The organism is Xanthobacter sp. YC-JY1, from assembly GCF_021730305.1.
Classification (GTDB): domain Bacteria; phylum Pseudomonadota; class Alphaproteobacteria; order Rhizobiales; family Xanthobacteraceae; genus Xanthobacter; species Xanthobacter flavus.
The window spans coordinates 3,345,554-3,363,417 of the sequence record NZ_CP032674.1 but is presented as its reverse complement, the minus strand read 5'-3'; the positions used below and the strand labels follow the sequence as shown (position 1 = coordinate 3,363,417).

18 protein-coding genes are annotated in these 17,864 nt (G+C 69.1%); 5 read left to right on the top strand and 13 right to left on the bottom strand.

The window, feature by feature from the left end; translation table 11 throughout:
* Window positions 1-26 precede the first annotated feature (26 nt).
* Window positions 27-347 (bottom strand): divalent-cation tolerance protein CutA, encoded by a 321-nt coding sequence (gene cutA / locus D7006_RS15785; protein ID WP_237353700.1) that lies wholly within the window; start codon window positions 345-347, stop codon window positions 27-29.
* A 165-nt stretch (window positions 348-512) separates the two neighbouring features.
* Here cutA and D7006_RS15780 point away from each other — a divergent pair, with 165 nt between their 5' ends.
* The 3 genes from D7006_RS15780 to D7006_RS15770 all read left to right on the top strand — a co-directional run bounded on the left by D7006_RS15780 (window position 513) and on the right by D7006_RS15770 (window position 3,931).
* Window positions 513-1,289, top strand: a complete 777-nt coding sequence (locus tag D7006_RS15780; protein ID WP_169122836.1) for an NAD kinase — start codon at window positions 513-515, stop codon at window positions 1,287-1,289.
* Window positions 1,290-1,310: 21 nt separating this feature from the next.
* The gene (locus tag D7006_RS15775; protein WP_237353699.1) at window positions 1,311-2,729 is read left to right on the top strand and encodes an MBOAT family protein; all 1,419 of its coding nucleotides are present in this window, start codon (window positions 1,311-1,313) and stop codon (window positions 2,727-2,729) included.
* Window positions 2,730-2,833: 104 nt separating this feature from the next.
* Complete coding sequence (locus D7006_RS15770; protein ID WP_169122834.1) at window positions 2,834-3,931, top strand: hypothetical protein; 1,098 nt, start codon at window positions 2,834-2,836, stop codon at window positions 3,929-3,931.
* Window positions 3,932-3,953: 22 nt separating this feature from the next.
* On the opposite strand, the gene D7006_RS15765 is transcribed toward D7006_RS15770, so the two are convergent.
* From D7006_RS15765 to folE, 6 genes are all read right to left on the bottom strand, one after another.
* The gene (locus D7006_RS15765; protein WP_237353698.1) at window positions 3,954-4,493 is read right to left on the bottom strand and encodes a cupin domain-containing protein; all 540 of its coding nucleotides are present in this window, start codon (window positions 4,491-4,493) and stop codon (window positions 3,954-3,956) included.
* 57 nt (window positions 4,494-4,550) lie between these two features.
* Window positions 4,551-5,189, bottom strand: a complete 639-nt coding sequence (locus D7006_RS15760; RefSeq protein ID WP_229645835.1) for a flavin reductase family protein — start codon at window positions 5,187-5,189, stop codon at window positions 4,551-4,553.
* An 87-nt stretch (window positions 5,190-5,276) separates the two neighbouring features.
* A complete protein-coding gene (locus tag D7006_RS15755) occupies window positions 5,277-6,356 on the bottom strand; it encodes a patatin-like phospholipase family protein (protein WP_237353697.1) in 1,080 nt (359 codons plus the stop codon).
* 127 nt (window positions 6,357-6,483) lie between these two features.
* Window positions 6,484-7,479, bottom strand: coding sequence for a helix-turn-helix transcriptional regulator (locus tag D7006_RS15750; RefSeq protein ID WP_237353696.1), 996 nt, complete (start codon window positions 7,477-7,479; stop codon window positions 6,484-6,486).
* A 454-nt stretch (window positions 7,480-7,933) separates the two neighbouring features.
* Window positions 7,934-8,431, bottom strand: a complete 498-nt coding sequence (hisI, locus tag D7006_RS15745) for a phosphoribosyl-AMP cyclohydrolase (RefSeq protein WP_237353695.1) — start codon at window positions 8,429-8,431, stop codon at window positions 7,934-7,936.
* Between the two features lie 72 nt (window positions 8,432-8,503).
* Window positions 8,504-9,229, bottom strand: coding sequence for a GTP cyclohydrolase I FolE (folE, locus tag D7006_RS15740; RefSeq protein WP_169122828.1), 726 nt, complete (start codon window positions 9,227-9,229; stop codon window positions 8,504-8,506).
* Between the two features lie 365 nt (window positions 9,230-9,594).
* On the opposite strand from folE, the gene D7006_RS15735 reads away from it, so the two are divergent.
* Window positions 9,595-10,038 (top strand): iron-sulfur cluster assembly scaffold protein, encoded by a 444-nt coding sequence (locus tag D7006_RS15735; protein ID WP_237353694.1) that lies wholly within the window; start codon window positions 9,595-9,597, stop codon window positions 10,036-10,038.
* A 10-nt stretch (window positions 10,039-10,048) separates the two neighbouring features.
* Here the strand turns inward: D7006_RS15735 and D7006_RS15730 are convergent, their stop codons facing one another.
* Window positions 10,049-10,648: an HD domain-containing protein gene (locus D7006_RS15730; RefSeq protein WP_237353693.1), complete on the bottom strand. Its 600-nt coding sequence runs from the start codon at window positions 10,646-10,648 to the stop codon at window positions 10,049-10,051.
* A 117-nt stretch (window positions 10,649-10,765) separates the two neighbouring features.
* Between D7006_RS15730 and yidD the strand changes: the two genes are divergently transcribed.
* A complete protein-coding gene (yidD, locus tag D7006_RS25415; RefSeq protein ID WP_324255569.1) occupies window positions 10,766-11,182 on the top strand; it encodes a membrane protein insertion efficiency factor YidD in 417 nt (138 codons plus the stop codon).
* Between the two features lie 20 nt (window positions 11,183-11,202).
* Here yidD and D7006_RS15720 read toward each other — a convergent pair whose 3' ends face one another.
* From D7006_RS15720 to gspD, 5 genes are all read right to left on the bottom strand, one after another.
* Window positions 11,203-13,383, bottom strand: a complete 2,181-nt coding sequence (locus D7006_RS15720; protein WP_237356928.1) for a transglycosylase domain-containing protein — start codon at window positions 13,381-13,383, stop codon at window positions 11,203-11,205.
* A gap of 168 nt (window positions 13,384-13,551) precedes the next feature.
* Window positions 13,552-13,980, bottom strand: a complete 429-nt coding sequence (locus tag D7006_RS15715) for a YidB family protein (protein ID WP_237353692.1) — start codon at window positions 13,978-13,980, stop codon at window positions 13,552-13,554.
* 49 nt (window positions 13,981-14,029) lie between these two features.
* The gene (locus D7006_RS15710; RefSeq protein ID WP_237353691.1) at window positions 14,030-14,626 is read right to left on the bottom strand and encodes a tetratricopeptide repeat protein; all 597 of its coding nucleotides are present in this window, start codon (window positions 14,624-14,626) and stop codon (window positions 14,030-14,032) included.
* Between the two features lie 3 nt (window positions 14,627-14,629).
* Window positions 14,630-15,274 (bottom strand): A24 family peptidase, encoded by a 645-nt coding sequence (locus tag D7006_RS15705; protein WP_237353690.1) that lies wholly within the window; start codon window positions 15,272-15,274, stop codon window positions 14,630-14,632.
* A gap of 8 nt (window positions 15,275-15,282) precedes the next feature.
* On the bottom strand, window positions 15,283-17,511 hold the full coding sequence (gene gspD / locus D7006_RS15700; RefSeq protein ID WP_371744950.1) for a type II secretion system secretin GspD: 2,229 nt from the start codon (window positions 17,509-17,511) through the stop codon (window positions 15,283-15,285).
* Between the last annotated feature and the right edge of the window lie 353 nt (window positions 17,512-17,864).

The following is a 17,864-nucleotide window of genomic DNA, read 5'->3' as shown; positions in this document are numbered from 1 at the left end:
CGGCGGAGGGCTAGACGGCGGGCGCCTCAGCCCGCCGCCACCTCGCCGGCGATCCAGGCGAGATAGGCCGGTAGCCCGCCTTCGAGCGGCAGCACGACGATGGCGGGCACGTCGTAGGGGTGGGCGGCGCGCACCGCCTCCACCACCTCGGCGGCGCGCTCCGCGGTGGTCTTCAGCATCATCACCGCCTCGGTGCCGCGCTCGATCTGTCCCTCCCAGCGGTAGATGGAGACCATCTCCGGCAGGATGTTGGCGCAGGCGACAAGGCGCGCCTCCACCAGGGTGCGGGCCATCTCCTCGGCCTCCGCGACGCTGGGGAAGGTGGCATAGACGATGCGCGCGGGCATGGGTTCCTCCGGGGCGCGAGGCGGGGCAAACGGGCCGATGCGCCTCAAACGCGACCCTACCATCCCTCCCGGCGCCTCGACAGACGGCGGCGGGACGGCTAGACCGTTCCCGGCCCCTTCCGCTCCCGGCCCGCCGACCGGACGATCCTCCTGACCGACGCACCGATGAGCGAACCCCGTTTCCAGCGCATCGCCTTCGTTTCCAGCCAGACGCCCGAGGCCGAGACCGCGCGCGAGCGCCTCATCGCGCGCTATGGCGAAGTGGCGGAGGAAGACGCCGACGTGGTGGTCGCCCTCGGCGGCGACGGCCTGATGCTGCAGACCCTGCATCGCTTCCGCGAGCGCACCCTGCCCATCTACGGCATGCACCGCGGCTCGGTGGGTTTCCTGATGAACACCTTCCGCGAGGAAGGGCTGGTGGAGCGCCTCACCGCCGCCCAGCAGGTGACCATCCATCCCCTGATGATGGAGGCCGTCACCTCCACCGGCATGCGCCACCGCGCCCCGGCCTTCAACGAGGTGTCCCTGCTGCGCCAGTCCTACCAGGCGGCGAAGCTGCGCATCTCCATCGACGGCAAGATGCGGCTGGAGGAGCTGATCTGCGACGGCATCATCGTCGCGACGCCGGCCGGCTCCACCGCCTACAACCTCTCCGCCCACGGGCCGATCCTGCCGCTGGGCACGGCGCTTCTGGCGCTCACCCCCATCTCGCCCTTCCGCCCCCGCCGCTGGCGCGGCGCGCTGGTGCCGGACCGCGCGCGCATCGACATCGCCGTGATGGAGGCCGACAAGCGCCCGGTGAGCGCGGCGGCCGACCATTTCGAGGTGCGCGACATCATCGCCGTCTCGGCCCGGCTCGATACCACCTCCTCCGTGGACATGCTGTTCGACCCCGACCATGGTCTCGACGAACGCATCCTGCGCGAGCAGTTCGTCTACTGACGCCCCGGGCGCCGGCGAGCCATGGTCTTCTCCTCCGTCACCTTCCTGTTCTATTTCCTGCCGGCATTCCTGCTGTGCTACTTCGCGACGCCCGGCGTGCGCGCGAAGAACATGGTGCTGCTCGCCTTCTCGCTGGTGTTCTACGCCTGGGGCGGGATCGCCAACGTGGCGGTGCTGGCGGTGTCCATCGTCGGCAACTATTTCTTCGCCCTCGCGATTGACGGCCGCAGCGAGCGCTGGCGGCTCCGCGTGCTGGGTCTCGCGGTGGCGGCGAACCTCGCCGGGCTCATCGCCTTCAAATATTCCGGCTTCCTGGCGCAGAACCTCAACGTGCTGCTGGGGCCGGCGGGCCTCGCGCTGCCGGTGGTGCATCCGGCGCTGCCGCTCGGCATCTCCTTCTTCACCTTCCACGCCATTTCCTACCTCGTGGACGTGTACCGCCGGAAAGCCTCGGCCAACGGGCGGTTCGAGGAGATCGCGGTCTACATCACCATGTTCCCGCAGCTGGTGGCGGGCCCCATCGTCCGCTACTCCACCATCCACCGGCGCATCCGGCAGCGGCGCACCACGCTCGGCCGCGTCTCGGCGGGCCTGCGCATCTTCGTCATCGGCCTCTCCTGGAAGGTGCTGATCGCCGACGAGGTGGCCCCCGTGGTCAGCGCGGTGTTCGACCACACCGCCACGCCCAATCTCGGCGAGGCGTGGCTCGGCGTCACCGCCTATGCGCTGCAGATCTATTTCGACTTCGGCGGCTATTCCAACATGGCCATCGGCCTCGCCATCGCCATGGGGCTGAAGTTCCCGCGCAACTTCAACCTGCCCTATGGCGCGCGCTCCATCTCGGATTTCTGGCGCCGCTGGCACATGAGCCTGTCGAGCTGGTTCCGCGACTATCTCTACATCCCCCTCGGCGGCAACCGGCATGGCCACTGGCACACGGCGGCGAACCTTTGGACCGTCTTCCTCTTGTGCGGCCTGTGGCACGGGGCGAGCTGGACCTTCGTGATCTGGGGCGCCCACCACGGTACCTTCCTGGTGCTGGAGCGCATCCGCTTCGGCGCGTGGATGAAGGCGGCGCCGCGCGTTCTCTCCCACCTCTACGTGCTCTTGGTGGTGCTCACTGGCTGGGTCTGGTTCCGCGCCGACAGCCTGCCCCAGGCCATGGAGCTGTTCCAGGGCCTCGTGGGGATGAACGGCGCCGGCTATCTTTCCGCCCAGCTGGAGGTGGAGCTGAAGCCGGTGACGCTCGCCATCCTCGTGCTGGCGTGGCCGCTCGCCATGTTCGGCCTGCCGCGTCCGGGCGGGCGGAGCCTAGCGCCAAAGGTCCGGCTCGCCGTATTCGGCGCGGTGGACAGTGTGGTGGTGTGGGGCCTGTTCGTGCTCTGCGTGCTCTCGGTGGGAGCGGCGACCTACTCGCCCTTCCTGTACTTCCGGTTCTAGGCCGTGTCCGTGGGAAACGGCCTAGATTTTTGCTTTGACGCGTTTTCTTCACGCGAACCGGGCGCCACTTCGCTCGAAAACGCTATGGAAAAGGGAGGGACGCGATGCCGCTTCTGATGTCCTTCCGCCGCTGGTGGGCGGTGATCTTCTTCGCCATCCTCACCTTGCCCACCATCGGCCTCATCGCCCCGGACCTGCCGGCGCCGCTGCGCACCGTTGCCGCCCCCGAGGCGCGCTGGTGGGAGGACGCGGCGCGCCGGCTCGATCCCTACATCAACAATGTCTTCGGCTTCCGCGGCGCGGTGCTCACCGCCCACCGCTCCTATGTGCGCTTCATCGGCGACACCCAGGGCGACCTCGCGCTGAAGGGCGAGAACGGCTCGCTCTTTCTGAAGGACGAGCACGCGCTGGAGCAGTCGCTCGGCCAATTGGTGCGGCCGGAGGCGGTGAGCGGCATCGTTGCGCTCGCCGAGCGCATGAACGCCTACATGAAGGCCCATGGTGGGCGCTTCGTCGTGCTCATTCCGCCCAACGGCCACACCACCAATTTCGAGAACCTGCCCGCCTATGCGCGGCGCCTGAAGGTCTCGCCCACCGAGTACGATCTCGTTGCGGAGAAGATGAAGGCGGCCGGCATCACCTTCGTGGACATGCGCCCCATCCTCGCCGAGGCGAAGAAGACCGGGCCGGTGCACTGGCGCTACGACACCCACTGGAACCAGCGCGGCCAGCTCCTCGGCTTCAACGCCGCCATGGCCGCCGCCGGCCGCCCCGATCTGGAAGTGAAGCCCGAGGACGCCCTCGGCCCGCCCGAGCCGCGCCTCACCGGCGACCTGCTCAGGGCGACGGGCGCGCCCGTGCCGAACCCGCCGGACGTGATGTTCCCGCCCAAGGGGCCCATGGTGGCGCCGAAGGATCCGAAGCTCATCCCCGGCATCTTCAAGCCGGTGCCGGACAACGATCCGTTCCAGCCTTATGCCATCGACACGGGCCATGCCGGCCCGCGCATCATGGTCATCGGCGACAGCTTCTCGCAGGGCTCCTGGCGCGGCCTCGGTGTGTCGCAGGCCTCAGCCTATGCCTGGATGCACCACCGCTATTGCCGCTTCGAGATGGGCGCCGTCGAGCGGTTCAAGCCCGACATCCTCATCTACGCGCCCACCGAACGCGCCATGCCCTGCAAGGGCACGCCGGCGGAGTGATCCCGACGCAAGCAGGCGACGCTCACCGTGCGGGCGTAGCGAACTGCTGCTGGATACCCTCCACCCCGTCCTCCGTCACACGCCAGGCCGGTGCGCCGGCCTTGACGGTGAAGATGTCGAGCAGCACGGCGTTGGCCGACCCGCTGTTCACCCCCGACATGGGCTTGCCCGAGGGCATGGAATAGCACTGTCCCGCTGCCGCCTTCGCGGGCGCGGCGCCTTCGAGGTACAGTGTCATTTCCCCTTCGATGACGCAGGTCAGCCCGCCGTCATCGTGAAAATGGATGGGTGCCCGCGTGCCGGGCGCCCGCACCGTGCGATAGACGATGGTTTCGCGTCCCTGGCTGTCGGGCTGGTGGAAGATCTCCCTCGAATCCAGCGCGCGGGTCGGTGTCCCCGGCAGTTCGGCCGCGGTGATGCCGCCATGCCCCTGATGGACGGCGGCCGCATCTTCCGCAAAGCCATCCTTGGCAAGGAGGGCGATGGCGCACAGGCACAGGCCCGCGCACCATGCCTTTGCCTTTGCATTCCAGTGACTTGCGTCTCGCGACTGGCGCTGCATGTCGATCGTCCCGGATGAGGGAGCGCAGGGGAGGCGGACAAACGGCGGTGCCGACACTCAGGCCTTCGGCGTCCGCGCCTTCAGGTCCATGCCACCGCCCGGCGGGCGCTCGCGCTCGGTCAGTTCATCGACAAAGGAGTAATCGAGATAGCCGCAGCGGGCGAGGGACTTCATGACCCGCATGTCCACCCGCCCGTCCACGATGGCGGCGTCGTCCACATGGACCCCGACGATCTCGCCGATGATCATGTGCTGGTCGGGCAGCGTGCCGTCCTTCCCCTTGGGCCGGAAGGTCTCCACATAGACGCATTCGAGGGCGCAGGGGCTGGCGGCGACGCGGGGCGGCTTCACCAGGCGCGAGGGCGCGCGCTCGAGGCCCACCAGGTCGAACTCGCTCACGTCGCGCGGGGCGGGGGCGGAGGTGAGGTTCACCGCATCGATCAGATCGAGGGTGGCGAGGTTGCAGACGAACTCGCCGGTGGCCTCGATGTTGGCGGCGCTGTCCTTGTGGCCGGCGGACGAGAACATCACCAGCGGTGGCGCCTCGCAGATCAGGTTGAAGAAGGAATAGGGCGCAAGGTTCGCCACGCCTTCCGGCGTCAGCGAGGAAATCCAGCCGATGGGGCGGGGGGCGACGATGGCCTTCAGCGGCGAGAAGGGCAGGCCATGATTGCGCTTGGACGGCTCGTAGAACATTGCGGGGCAGATCCTGATCCGGACGATGGCGGACCATAGCCGCTCCGCCCGCCGGACGGCAGCTATACTGATGCATGGCGCGGGGCCTCAGCCCAGCGCCACCATGGTCGAAGTGATGTCCTCCAGCGCCCGCTCCGTCGTTTCCATGCCGGCGGCGATGGCCTCCTTCGCCCGCTGGAACTCGAACAGGCCGATGCGGCCGAGCTTGGGCGAGAGCATCACGTCGGGCGGATCGCCGGCGAGGCGCGAGCGGGCGATGCGGTCCTGGGTGATGTTGAAGGCGTCGATCATCACCGTGGTCAGCCCGCGCGGGCCGTCGCCGGAAGGACCGGCGAAGAATTGCCGCCGCAGCCGGTCGGGGCTGAGGATGCCGGCGAGGCCGTCCTTCTTCTCCGCCACCGCCATCTCGGCGACGCGCTCCACCACGCCGCCATGGTCCTGAATGACCGTGCCGCGGCCGAACACGTCGGCATTGAGGTTCACCGCGATCACCATCCGCGCGCCCATGGCGCGGGCGGCGGACACCGGCACCGGGTTCACCAGCGCGCCATCCATCAGCCAGCGGCCGCCGATCTTCACGGGGGTGAAGATGCCGGGCAGGGCATAGGAGGCGCGGATCGCGTCCACGAAGTCGCCGCGGGTGAGCCAAATCTCGTGGCCCGTGCCCAGCTCCGTGGCGATGGCGGCGAAGACGATGGGCAGGTCCTCGATGCTGAGGCCGCCCACGTTCCGGCGCATCAGCTCCACCAGCCGGCGGCCGCCGATGAGGCCGGCGGCGCCGAGGTTGAAATCGAGCAGGCCCAGCACGTTGCGCTTGGTGAGGCTGAGCGCCCACTCTTCCAGCGTGTCGAGCTTGCCGGCGGCCCAGATGCCGCCCACCACCGCGCCGATGGACGTGCCCGCCACCACCGTGGGGCGGATGCCGGCGCGGTCCAGCGCCTTCAGCACGCCGATATGGGCAAAGCCGCGCGCCGCGCCGCCGCCGAGCGCAAGGCCGATGGCCGGGCGATTGGGAACGGACGTGCGTGGCGCCGCATGCGCCGGCGTGCCGAGATCGGGCGGGCCCGCCTCGCCCGACTGGGGCGCGGATTCCGGTGTCTGCGAGGCCGCAGTTTTGGGGGCGGCCGCTGCGGTGGGGCCGGATCGCCAGTGGAGGGACTGAAACATCGACGCCTCCCGTCGCGCCGCCTGCCCGGCGCCGTGGAAGCATAACCTCCGCCGGCACCGAAGCGTTTCGGCGCACCGCTACAATGGCGTCATGTTTACTAAGGTCTGGTGTCCGAAGCGTGGCACCCTATGGCACCTCTCGGCGACGTGCGGCCGAGGGCGCCTCGCCGAAATGGCGGCGGAACTGGCGGTTGAAGGTGGAGAGGTCACGGAAGCCGGCCTCGAAGGCGAGGTCGGAGATGCGCCGGTGAGCGTGGCGCGAATCGTCGAGCATCCGGCGCAGCCACTCCATGCGCAGGCGCGCGACATGGGAGGAAAAGGTCTCGCCATCCTCCTCGAACAGGACCTGCACGTAGCGGGCGCTGATGCCGAGCTGGGCGCCGATGGTGGCCGCGGAGAGATCCGGACGGTGCAGCGCCGCGTGGGTCGCAGCCTTGGCGGCGGCGAGGCGTGCGGCCCTGACGCTGTTGCGCCCGGACGTTTCGCGCCGGGGCGCCTCGCGCTTCAGCGCCAGCGCGGCGAGTTCCGCGAGCTGCCCGGCCACCAGCCGGCCGGCTTCCTCCGAGCCGATGTGCTGGCGTTCGACCAGCTCCGCATAGCCGAACATCAGGTCGAGCATCGGATCGCCCGGCGCGAACCGGATCATGTCGAGGTCGTCGAGATTCGGCACCAGAGCGCGCAGCAGGGGCCGCGAGACCTGCACGCTGCGGAACCTCGTATCGGACTGGATGAAGGCGGACGAGCGCTGGCCCAGATTCCACACACCGGTTTCACCTGCGCCCACGTCCATCCCGCGACCATCGGGCGTGGTGACGCGATAGGCGCGCTCGCTACGGCAGATGGTGAGGTCATCGACGCCGTCTGAGATCAACGCGGTCGTTCGCGTCGAGACCATCGCGCTGCCGGCTCCGTGCGCCACCCAGGCGCCGGGAAGCTGGAGGAAACTCACCGCGATGCGGAAGGGGTCGTCGGGGGCCGGTGCGAGGTCGAGGCCGGTCAGCACGGGGCCGTAGAATTCGCGCACAAAGGCCATGCGCTCGGCCTCCGGCACGTCGGCGGTGTTGAACCGCACCGGGGCAAGGACGTTGGCTTGGGCGGCAGCCGGGGCAGTGGCTTGGGGCATCGGATCGGGGCTTGGCTTCTGGTCCGGACGGCGTCAGCGGCCCTTAGGGGCCACCTGTCTGTCGTCGAGGAGGTCGCGGCGATCGCCTCCTGAAGGGGAAGGAGATGTCGCGGGGCGAAGATCGCAGGGGAAGCTTTGCCGCGTCAATGTCACTAACTGCCCGGAAGGCGTCGGCGGCGCGCTTTTTTCAGAAGGGGGCGAGGGCGATTCGCGCCATGCACAGGGCCGGGTGCGCGCAATGCCGAGAAACAGGCCGGGGAATGGCGGATAAGAACGTGCGGGCCACACTTTCAGGCGCATCCGTCAGGGCGACCGCCTGAAATCCTCCGCTGCCGGTGCAGTGCTCCCGTCTGCCCAGCCCCCGCAGGCGGCGGGCGGCACTGCGCCGGCGTTTCCGACGCGATTGAGAATGTGGCCACGGCGCCGGACAACGATCCGGCGCGCGCGTTCGGCGTCAGTGATCGTGCCCGTGGCCGTCGTGGCCCTTGCCGTAGACGGCGGCGGGATCGAAGCGCGGGGTGTCGCCGGTGAAGGCGAGGCGGGTCTCGGCCGAGGGCGCCGCGCCGATGGGGACCGAGCGGTAGAAGCAGGAGCGGCGGCCGGTGTGGCAGGCGGCGCCCGTGCCGCCCATCTCCACCTTGATGACCAAGGCATCCTGATCGCAGTCGATCAGCATCTCCCGCACCTTCTGGGTGTGGCCGGAGGTCTCGCCCTTCTTCCAGAGCTTGCCGCGGGAGCGGGAGAAATAATGCGCCTCGCCGGTCGCCATGGTGAGGGCGAGGGCTTCCGCATTCATGTGGGCGAGCATCAGCACCTCGCCCGTCCCGGCATCCACGGCGACGCAGGTGACGAGGCCGTTGGCGTCGAAGCGCGGGGAGAGGATGGTGTCCTCCTCCAGCGCCGTGCCCTTGCCGGCGGCGGGGAAGGTGAAGGCGGTGGTTTCGGCGCTCATTCGCTGGACTCTTTCGCTCGCGGGTCGGGCGCTCCCGCCTCCGCAGGAACGCCCTTCGGCGGCGGTCCTGCGTCAGCCTTTGGAGCGCACCAAAGTGATGAAGCGCACCTGCTCGGCCGGATCATCCCGGAAGACGCCGGTGAACTGGGTGGTGAGGGTGGAAACGCCCTGCTTGGTGATGCCGCGCATGGACATGCACATGTGCTCGGCCTCGATCATCACCGCCACGCCCCGCGGGCGCAGCCCCTCGTCGAGGGCATTGGTGATCTGCGAGGTCAGATGCTCCTGCGTCTGCAAGCGGCGGGCGAAGATGTCCACCACCCGCGCGATCTTGGAGAGGCCAACCACACGCTCCACCGGGAAATAGGCGATGTGCGCCTTGCCCACGAACGGCACCATGTGGTGCTCGCAATGGGAATGGAACGGGATGTCGCGCACCAGCACGAAGTCGTCGAAGGTGCCGATCTCGCCGAAGGTGCGGTCCAGCAGCGCGTCGGCGTCCTCGCCGTAGCCGGAGAACAGCTCGTCATAGGCCTTCACCACGCGCTTCGGCGTGTCGAGCAGGCCCTCGCGCGCCGGATCTTCGCCGATATAAGCGAGCAGCGTCTTCACCGCGGCTTCCGCCTGGGCCCGTGTGGGGCGGGGGCTGCCATCGGCGAGGGGAGGGTGGACCTTGGGGGCCGCAGGGGCGCCGTCCGGCGCAGGCGCACGCAACGCCGCCGCGGCCTTGGCCTTCAGCTGACGCTCACGCTCCTCGTTCTCGGCCTGCGCCTTGAACAACTTTACAACCGCGTCCATGACCAACTCCGTTCGACCCGCCGCCCCGGAGCCGCGAAGCTGCCGGGAAAGGCGGGAGTGTCACCGGTTGTCGGCTCGCTTGCGCGGTGTCGCTCAAACCGCGCCCCGCCGGACTTGCCGGCGGCGGCTTTGCCGTCCGTTTCAAAAATGAAGGCCCAAAGTCGGGCCCAAGTTCCATGATGGGGCCGAAGGGCCGTTTTCGCAAGGGTGGGGGCGCCCGAATGTCCCGTAAAGCGGTTCAATGACACCACACGAACCGACGGCGCGCGCCGCCTTTGCGTCCGTTCGTCCCGTCTCTATATAAGATCGGAATGCTCGCGCGGCAGGCCTGTGGGTCCCGTCCGCGCCGCCGGATTGGTTCGCCCATGATCAATGACGTCTACAACGCCCGCATCCTCGCCCTCGCCGCCGATATCCCGCGCTTGGGCCGGCTCCCCGCGCCGCAGGCGAGCGCGCGGGCGCATTCCCGGCTGTGCGGCTCCACTGTCACCATCGATCTCGTGATGGACGGCGACAAGGTCGCCGACTTCGCCCATGAGGTGCGCGCCTGCGCCCTCGGCCAGGCCTCTTCCTCGCTCATGGCCAGCCACATCGTCGGCGCCAGCGCGCAGGAGCTGCGCGAGGTGCGCGACACCATGTGGAAGATGCTGCGGGAGAACGGACCGCCGCCCGCCGGCCGCTGGGAGGATTTCAAGGTGCTGGAGCCGGTGCGCGACTACAAGGCGCGCCATGCGTCCACCATGCTCACCTTCGACGCGGTGGTAGACGCCATCGGCCAGATCGAGGCGGCCCGGGCCGCGGCGGAATAGCCCTGCGGCCTCAGCCCGCCGCCCATTCCTCCGCCCGCCGCGTCTCGATGGCGGCGATGGCCTCGTCCGCCGCCTGATCGAACGCCGCTTCCAGCGCCGGATTGATGCCGCGCAGGCCCGCCGCCACCGCCCGCGACCATTCCACATAGGCGCGGGCCCGCGATTGCGGCCAGTCCTCGGGCGGATCGTCGGCGAGGGAGCGCAGGTTGCAGGTCTTGTCGGCCAGCTTCAGCAGCTTGCCACGGGGGGTGAGGTGGGGCGCGTGCTCCACCTGGAGCCGCTTGCGCTCGACCGAGGTCAGCGCCTTGTCGTCCGTCACCTCCATGACGAGGCCGGCGATGTCCGGCACGAAGGTGGTGGCGATCTCCTCCGGCGTGACGCCCTGGTCCTCCACCACGTCGTGCAGCAGCGCGGCGGCGACGAGGTTAGGATCGGCGCCGGCGGTCGTCTCGCTCACCAGCAGGGCGACTTCCACGAGGTGGTTCACATAAGGCTGCGCCCGCCGGCCCTTCCGCCGCTGGTCCGTGTGGCGCAGCGTCGCGAAGGCGAGCGCGCGCATCACCACGGACAAGGGCGGGACGGAAGAACCAAGCGGGAAAACACCAGGCATCGTCGATCACCTCGCGCGTCAGCAGAGCCCCGGAAGCAGGAGCCGCGCAGGTCGCCGGGACCAGCTCGGCCCCGACTTCGACATGAAGGCTGGATAGGCGCATTCCGCCCCTTGAGCATGGCGAATGTGGGGCGGCAGGCCATCGAGGCAGGGACCGAGGCGGATATGGCGGCGGATCAAGGCGGGCTGAACGAGACGGCAGGGCCGGTGCGCCGGATCGGCGCGCAGCTGGCCCGCGCGCCGCGCCTCGCCTTGCGCGGGCTCATCCTCGTCTACCGCTACACCTTCTCCGCCTTCATGGGCCGGCAGTGCCGCTATCTGCCCACCTGCTCGGAATATGCGGAGGAGGCGGTGATGCGGCACGGCGCGCTGCCCGGTGCGGTGATGGCGACCGCCCGCATCTGCCGCTGCAATCCCTGGGGCGGGCATGGCTATGACCCGGTGCCGAAGTGCCTGCCCACGGGCGGGCGCTGGTACAAGCCGTGGGGCTACGGCATCTGGCGCACGCCGAAGGAACCGGACGCGGAGGGCTGAGGCATCCGCGCGCGGCTTCGTCAGTTCCGGCGCACCGCCGTGGGCATGGGCGTCGCGGGCGCGGCCGGTGCGGGCGCGGCGGCCGGGGCAGGCGCGGTCTGCGCCGCGGCCGGAGCTGGCGCTGCGGCGGGGCCGGCGTCGGTGAGCTTCACTTCGGCTTCCTTGAACATGCGCTCCAGCGCCGCCAGTCGCTCGGCCGAACGGGGCGAAAGGGTCACCGGCCGCTCGCTGTCGGCGAGGCCGGGCACGTTCATGGTGGCGGGCGGCTCGTCGAGCTTCGGGATGGGTGTGGTGACGCCGGGGATCGGTTTGATCTCGATGCCCTGGTGGGCATAGGCCATCACCTTCTGCCACGTCATGGCGGGCAGGGTGCCGCCGGTCATCTTGTTCATCACCGCATAGTCGTCATTGCCGAACCACACGCCGCAGACATAATTGCCGGTGAAGCCCATGAACCAGGCGTCGCGATAGGCATTGGTGGTGCCGGTCTTGCCTGCCACCTTGGCGTTGGGCAGGCGGGCGCGTCGGCCTGTGCCGTTCTCCACCACGTTGTTCAGCATGTCGTTGATGTCGTAGAGCGCCTGCTGCGGGATGATCTGGACGGGCTTGGGCGCGTCGCGGTCGAACCGCCAGATCACATCGCCATTGCCGATGCGCATCTCCACCACCGCGTGGGGGTAGACGCTCTTGCCGCCGTTCGCGAACACCGAATAGGCGGTGGTCGCGTCAAACAGCGTCACCTCGGCGGCGCCCAGCGGCAGCGGCGCGGAGATGGGCAGCGGCGTGCGGATGCCCATCTGGTGGGCGAGATCCACGATCTTCTTGCGGCCGAAGCGCTCGGCGAGGCGCACCGCCACCGTGTTCAGCGAGTGCTGGAGCGCGGTCTTGAGCGTGATGGAGCCCATGTAGGAGCGCCCGTAATTCTGCGGGCACCAGTTGCCGAGGCAGATGGGGGCATCCTGCACGATGGTGGACGGACGGTAGCCGTTCATCAGCGCCACCGTGTAGACGTAGGGCTTGAAGGAAGAGCCGGGCTGGCGCAGGGCGTCGGTGGCGCGGTTGAACTGGCTCTCGCCATAGTCCCGGCCGCCCACGAGCGCGCGCAGCGTGCCGTTGGGCTCCATCACCACGATGGAACCCTGCTTGACCTTGTAGTCGCGGCCGAACTCGTTGAGCGAGGACTCCAGCGCCGCGTCCGCCACCTTCTGGATGTTCGGGTCGAGCCCGGTGCGGACGATGAAGTTGCGCTCGATGACGGAGGGCGGCAGCTGCTCCACCAGCTTCTTCACCTCGCCGAAGGCGTAGTCGAGATAGAAGTCCGGCACCTCGTCGTCGCGGCGGTCCACCGGCGTCGCCGGGTTGCGCCGCGCGCCGAACACCTGACCTTCCGTCATGAAGCCGGCCTCGACGAGGTTGTCGAGCACGGTGGAGGCACGGGCGCGGGCGGCCGGCAGGTTGATGTGCGGGGCGTATTTGGACGGCGCCTTGAACAGGCCGGCGAGCATGGCGGCCTCGGCGAGGTTCACTTCCTTCACCGACTTACCGAAATAATAGCGCGCGGCCGCATCCACTCCGTAGGCGCCGCCGCCGAGATAGGCGCGGTCGAGATAGAGCTTCAGGATCTGGCTCTTGGTGAGGCGCGCCTCCAGCCAGATGGCGAGGAAGGCTTCCTTGATCTTGCGCTCGATGGTGCGCTCGTTCGACAAAAACAGGTTCTTGGCGAGCTGCTGGGAGAGCGAGGAGCCGCCCTGCCGCACGCCGCCGGCCCGCGCATTGGTGACGAGGGCGCGGGCGGTGCCGGCGACGTCGATGCCCCAATGCTCGTAGAAGCGCCGGTCCTCGGTGGCCAGCGTCGCCTTTATGAGGTTGTCCGGAATGTCTTCCAGCGGGATGGTGTCGTTCTGCTTGACGCCGCGCTCGCCGATGGAATTGCCGTAGCGGTCGAGGAAGGTGACGGCGAGCTCGGTGCGCTTCAGCCAGTCGTCGGAGGTCTCGCGGAAGGCCGGCATGGCGAGCGCCAGCATGACCATGGCGCCGGCGACGCCCAGCGTGAAGCCTTCCGAGGCCGCGCCCACCGCCCAGCGCCCCACGCCCGTGACGTTGAACCGCTCGGTGAAGGCGGCATAGGCGGAGAGGATATTGCGCGTGCGGGCGCCGAGGCTGAACAGCGAGCTGTCCAGCAGCGCGTCGAAATCGAGCATCAGCCCGCGCAGGCGCTCAAGAAGGGAAGGACGCTTGCGCTCGGTCACGGTGCGGGCTCTGGTCTTTCTCAACGATGGCCCGATGGCGCCCCCGCGCCGCGACCGGACCTCAGCCCTATATAGCGTCCCCCGGCGACGGGCGCGAGCCTCCCGCCGCACACCCCTGCGTCAGGCCGCGGAGCGCTCCGGCAGCTCGAACGTGCCGTCCGGGCTGAGGCGATCGACGATCATCGGCAGGAAGCGCGCCATCAGGCCGGGCAACGGCCCGGCGGGCAGGCTGAAGGCGGCGGCGAGCTCAGCGATGCGCTCTTCGCCCAGCGCCGCGACAATGGCCTCGGCCTCCACCGGGGTGTTCGGCCCCTCGGCGATCCAGCTGTCCAGCGCGTCGGAGAGGCCACCGGCGCGCAGGGCGTCCGCGAATCCCGCGAGGCCGCCGAAGCTGGTGCCGGCCATTGTCCGGTCGATCCAGCCGGGCAGGGCAGCGACCGCCGGGCTGTTCAAGAGGCCGTCGAGCAGCCCGCCCACCGCGCCAGTTTTCCGGATCTGGCTGGTGACGCTCGAAACGAGGGCACCGATCATCTGGTCGAACAGGGCCATGCCGCCTCCGCAATCTAGGATCACGGCCCGGATTGAACACCCGCTCAGGTTAGAAGGGCGTGAACGAGCGCGGCCGGTTCAGCCACAGGGGCTCGGGCACGTAGGGCGGGGCCGGCATCCACAGGATGGCCTGCTCCTGCGCGGCGGCGATCTGTGCCCGGCTCATCTTGGTGCGGACCGCATCGCGGATGCGGGTGAAGGTGTCGCGCTCCTGCTTGCCGGCCCGGGCGGCGGCGAGGATCAGCCATTTCTGCGAGAGCACCACGTCGATGGGCACGCCGCGCCCTTTGTCGTAGGCGAGGCCGAGGAGGTATTGTGCGGTGGGGTCGCCCTGCTCGGCGGCGCAGCCATACCATTGGGCGGCGACCACGAAATCCTGCGGCACGCCTTTCCCGTTCTCATAGAGATAGCCGACCATTCCCTGCGCCTTGGCATCCCCCTGCCATGCGAGGGGGATGAGCAAAGCGGCGGCGGCCACATAGTCGCCCTTGGCATAGGCCGCATAGGCGCGGGACTGGGTGCCGTCCTTGCCGCCCGCGAGGGCCTGGCCGGTGAGGGCGAACACCAGGGCCAGCATCAGCGCGAGCGCGCCGGCCGCGCGGCGGGTGATGCTGAGGAATGAAGGCGGGGTCTCTTCCGGGCGCATGGGTCAGCTCGCCTTCAGGAGGAGGGCGTCGATCATGAAGGCGATCCACACCGCCGGCGCGAGGAACAGGCCGAACGGCAGGCGTCCGTCGAAGCGCAGCGCCCGGCCCGTCGCGCGGCGGCGCAGGGCATAAGCGAGGAGCGCGGACAAGGCGGCGATCTCGATGGCAACGGGGATGGCCGTCATCTCCAGCCAGACGCCCGCCAGCACGGCGAGCTTCACATCGCCGAGGCCGAGGCCGTCGCGCCCGCGCAGCGCCCGGTATCCCGTGCGCAGGCCGAGGAAGAGCAGGCCGAGGAGGAGGCCGCGAATGCCGGCGGCCGCCAGCCCTTCCGCAACGTCGTCGGCGGCGAGGGCGACATAAGCGAGGCCGAGGGCGATGCCGGCGGCGTTCAGGGCATCGGGAATGAGGAAGTGCCGCGCGTCGATGACGGCGATGGCCGCCAGCACCGGCACCAGAGCGGCGAGGGGCAGGCCGGCGGGAAGCCCGGCCACTGCGAGGCTCGCACCCATGGCGGCGAGGCAGAGGGCGGCGTGGGCGGCGGCCTCTGCCCGGCTGCCGACGCGCGGATGGGCGCCGAGGCCTCGGGCGACGGGGTCGCGCTGGGCGGGCTCGACCATCGGTTCGCTCGCTGCGGCGTCGGCCATGGCGGGCCTCACCGGTTGATGAGCGGCTGGGGGCCGCCCGGCAGCACGCCCACCGAGCCCTTCAGCTTGGCGCGCAATTCCTCCGCCACCGTGTGGGCATCCATGTTGTCGCGGATGATCTGGGGGCGGATGAAGATGATCAGCTCGGTGCGCTTCACCGTGGTGTCCTTGTGGGCGAAGGCATCGCCCACGCCCGGGATCTGATCCAGCACCGGCACGCCCTGGCGCACGCCGTCGCTGCGTTCGCTGATGAGGCCGGCGAGCAGCACGGTCTGCCCGCTGGTCACCGCGATGGTGCTCTTCACCCGGCGCTGGGAGACGGTGGGGGTCAAAGTCGAGCCGTCGGAGGAGCTGCCGTTGGCGGTCGGCTGCTTGGTGACGTTGCTGATCTCCTGCTCGATATCGAGCCGGACCTGCCCGTTCACATTCACCCGCGGTGTCACGTGGAGGATGATGCCGGTATTCTTGTATTCGATGGTGTTCACCACCGTGTTGGACGAGGTGAGCACGGTGGCGCTGCCGGTGGAGACCGGCACCTCGTCGCCCACCTGAAGGGTCGCCTTCTGGTTGTCCACCACCACGACGGAGGGGTTGGACAGCACCTTCACGTCGGTGACGGTGTGCAGGGCGTCAAGGATCATCTTCGGCTGGTTCTCGCGGCCGATCAGCAGGTTGAAGCCGGGCAGGACGCGGTTGATGGCCTGGTTGGTGATCTCGCTGGACAGCGTGTTCACCGCCGAGCCGTTGTTCTTGCCGAGGCCCAGATCCTTGCTGGTGAGGAAGAACTGCACGCCATAGGCGAGCTGGTCGTTCAGCGTCACCTCGGCCACCGTGGCCTCGATGGCCACCTGCAATTGCGGCTGGTCGAGCTGGAGCAGGGTGCGCTCGATGATCCGGTAGTTCTCCTGGCTCGCATAGATGAGCAGGGAGTTGTTCACCTGATCGGCGGTGATCCGGATGCCGGAAAGGATGGCCCCGCCACCGCCCGAGGGGCCGGAGCCGCCCTGCAGCTCGTTGTCAGTCTCGCCCCGATTGACGGGCTGGGCGTTCTGGCCGTTCTGGCCCTGGTTCTGCGTCGGCGTCTGGCCCAGGCGCTGCTGCACGGACATGGGGCCGTTCGAGCCGCCGCCATTGGACGACGCTGATGAGCCGGAGCCCGGCGCGATCTGGTTGGAGGCCTGGTCCAGCCCCTGCGAGGACGTGCCGTTGAACAGCTCGTTCAGCACCCGCGCCGTCTGCCGGGCCTCGCCGTAGCGCAGGCGATAGACGCGCACGCCCACCGAGCTGTCGGAGCGGTCGAGGCGCTCGATCCAGGTGGCGGCGGTGCGCAGCAGGTCCGGCTTCTTGGCCACCACCATCACCGAATTCATCCGGTTGATGGCCTGGAACTTCACCATCTTGTGGCTGAGCCCGCCCTCGCCGGCATCGAGCAGCGTCTCCAGCTCGGCGATGAGCGGTTCCGGTGCGCTGTTGCGGAGCGGGTAGATGCCGACCGACTGGCCGCGCATCCAGTCGGCATCGAAGGAGAGGGCCGTGTTGATGGCCGCCTGCCGCTCCTGCGCCGTGCCCTGGATGAGCAGGACGTTGCGGCCCGGATCCACCCGCACCATGCCGGCCCGGGTGGCGAAGCTGTCGATGACCGGCATCAGCGTCTCGGCCGAGACGTAACGCAGCGGCACCACGGAGACGCCGTAGCCCGGTTCCGGCCGGGAGGTGCCGACATCGGTGGCGCCGGAGCCGGCGGCCTCGGTCAGCGGCATCAGCTGGTAGCCTGAGGCGTCCTTCACGAGGGCGATGCCGTTGGAGCGCAGCGCGCTCTCCAGCACATAAGCGAGGTCGGTGCGGGCGACCGGGCGGGCCGAGGACAGGCTGATGGTGCCCTGGACCCGCGGATCGATGATGACGTTGGCGCCAAGGATGTCGGTCAGCACCACCTTGGCGACGGTGGTGACCGGCGTGTTCTCGAAATTGAGGTCGTATCCGCCGTCGGCGCCACGCTGCGCTGTGCCCGCCGCGCCGACCGCCGCGGGGTCGGTCACCGGCTGCGCGCCGGGGGTCGCAAAATATTCGATCGGCTGACGATTGTCGGTCGGCTGTTGCGGCTGCGCCACAGGCTGCATGGGCTTTGGCGACAGATCGATGTTGCGGACCTGGTCGAATGTGCTCTGGGGCTTGGTGTCGTCCATGATGCCCGAGCAGCCGGACAGGATCGCGGCGAAGAGGATCGCGCACGTCAATGCGAGAGTGCCCGGTCGTGGGCTCGACCGGCCGCGCCAATCCTCAATCACACATCACCCGCTACTTCCGAACGCAAGAGCCGCACGACCTTGAAACCGCACGCATGAGCCGCCCTGGGCGGGGACTCCCGCCGACCTGTGGCGCGCCTCTCTTAGCGACGGCGTGTGACGGATGTATAAGGGTTGACTGCCGCTCCTGCCAAGCTGCCGCTGGCCGGCTCTGGTTGATTCGGTGCGGTATCCGAATGTCGTCGCAACGTCATGAAGGTGACGCGCGAACGTCATGGGAGGCGGGAATACCAAGCCGGCCGCTGCGGGGCCCCGGCCGGTGGCCTGTTTCGATGCGCGCCGGC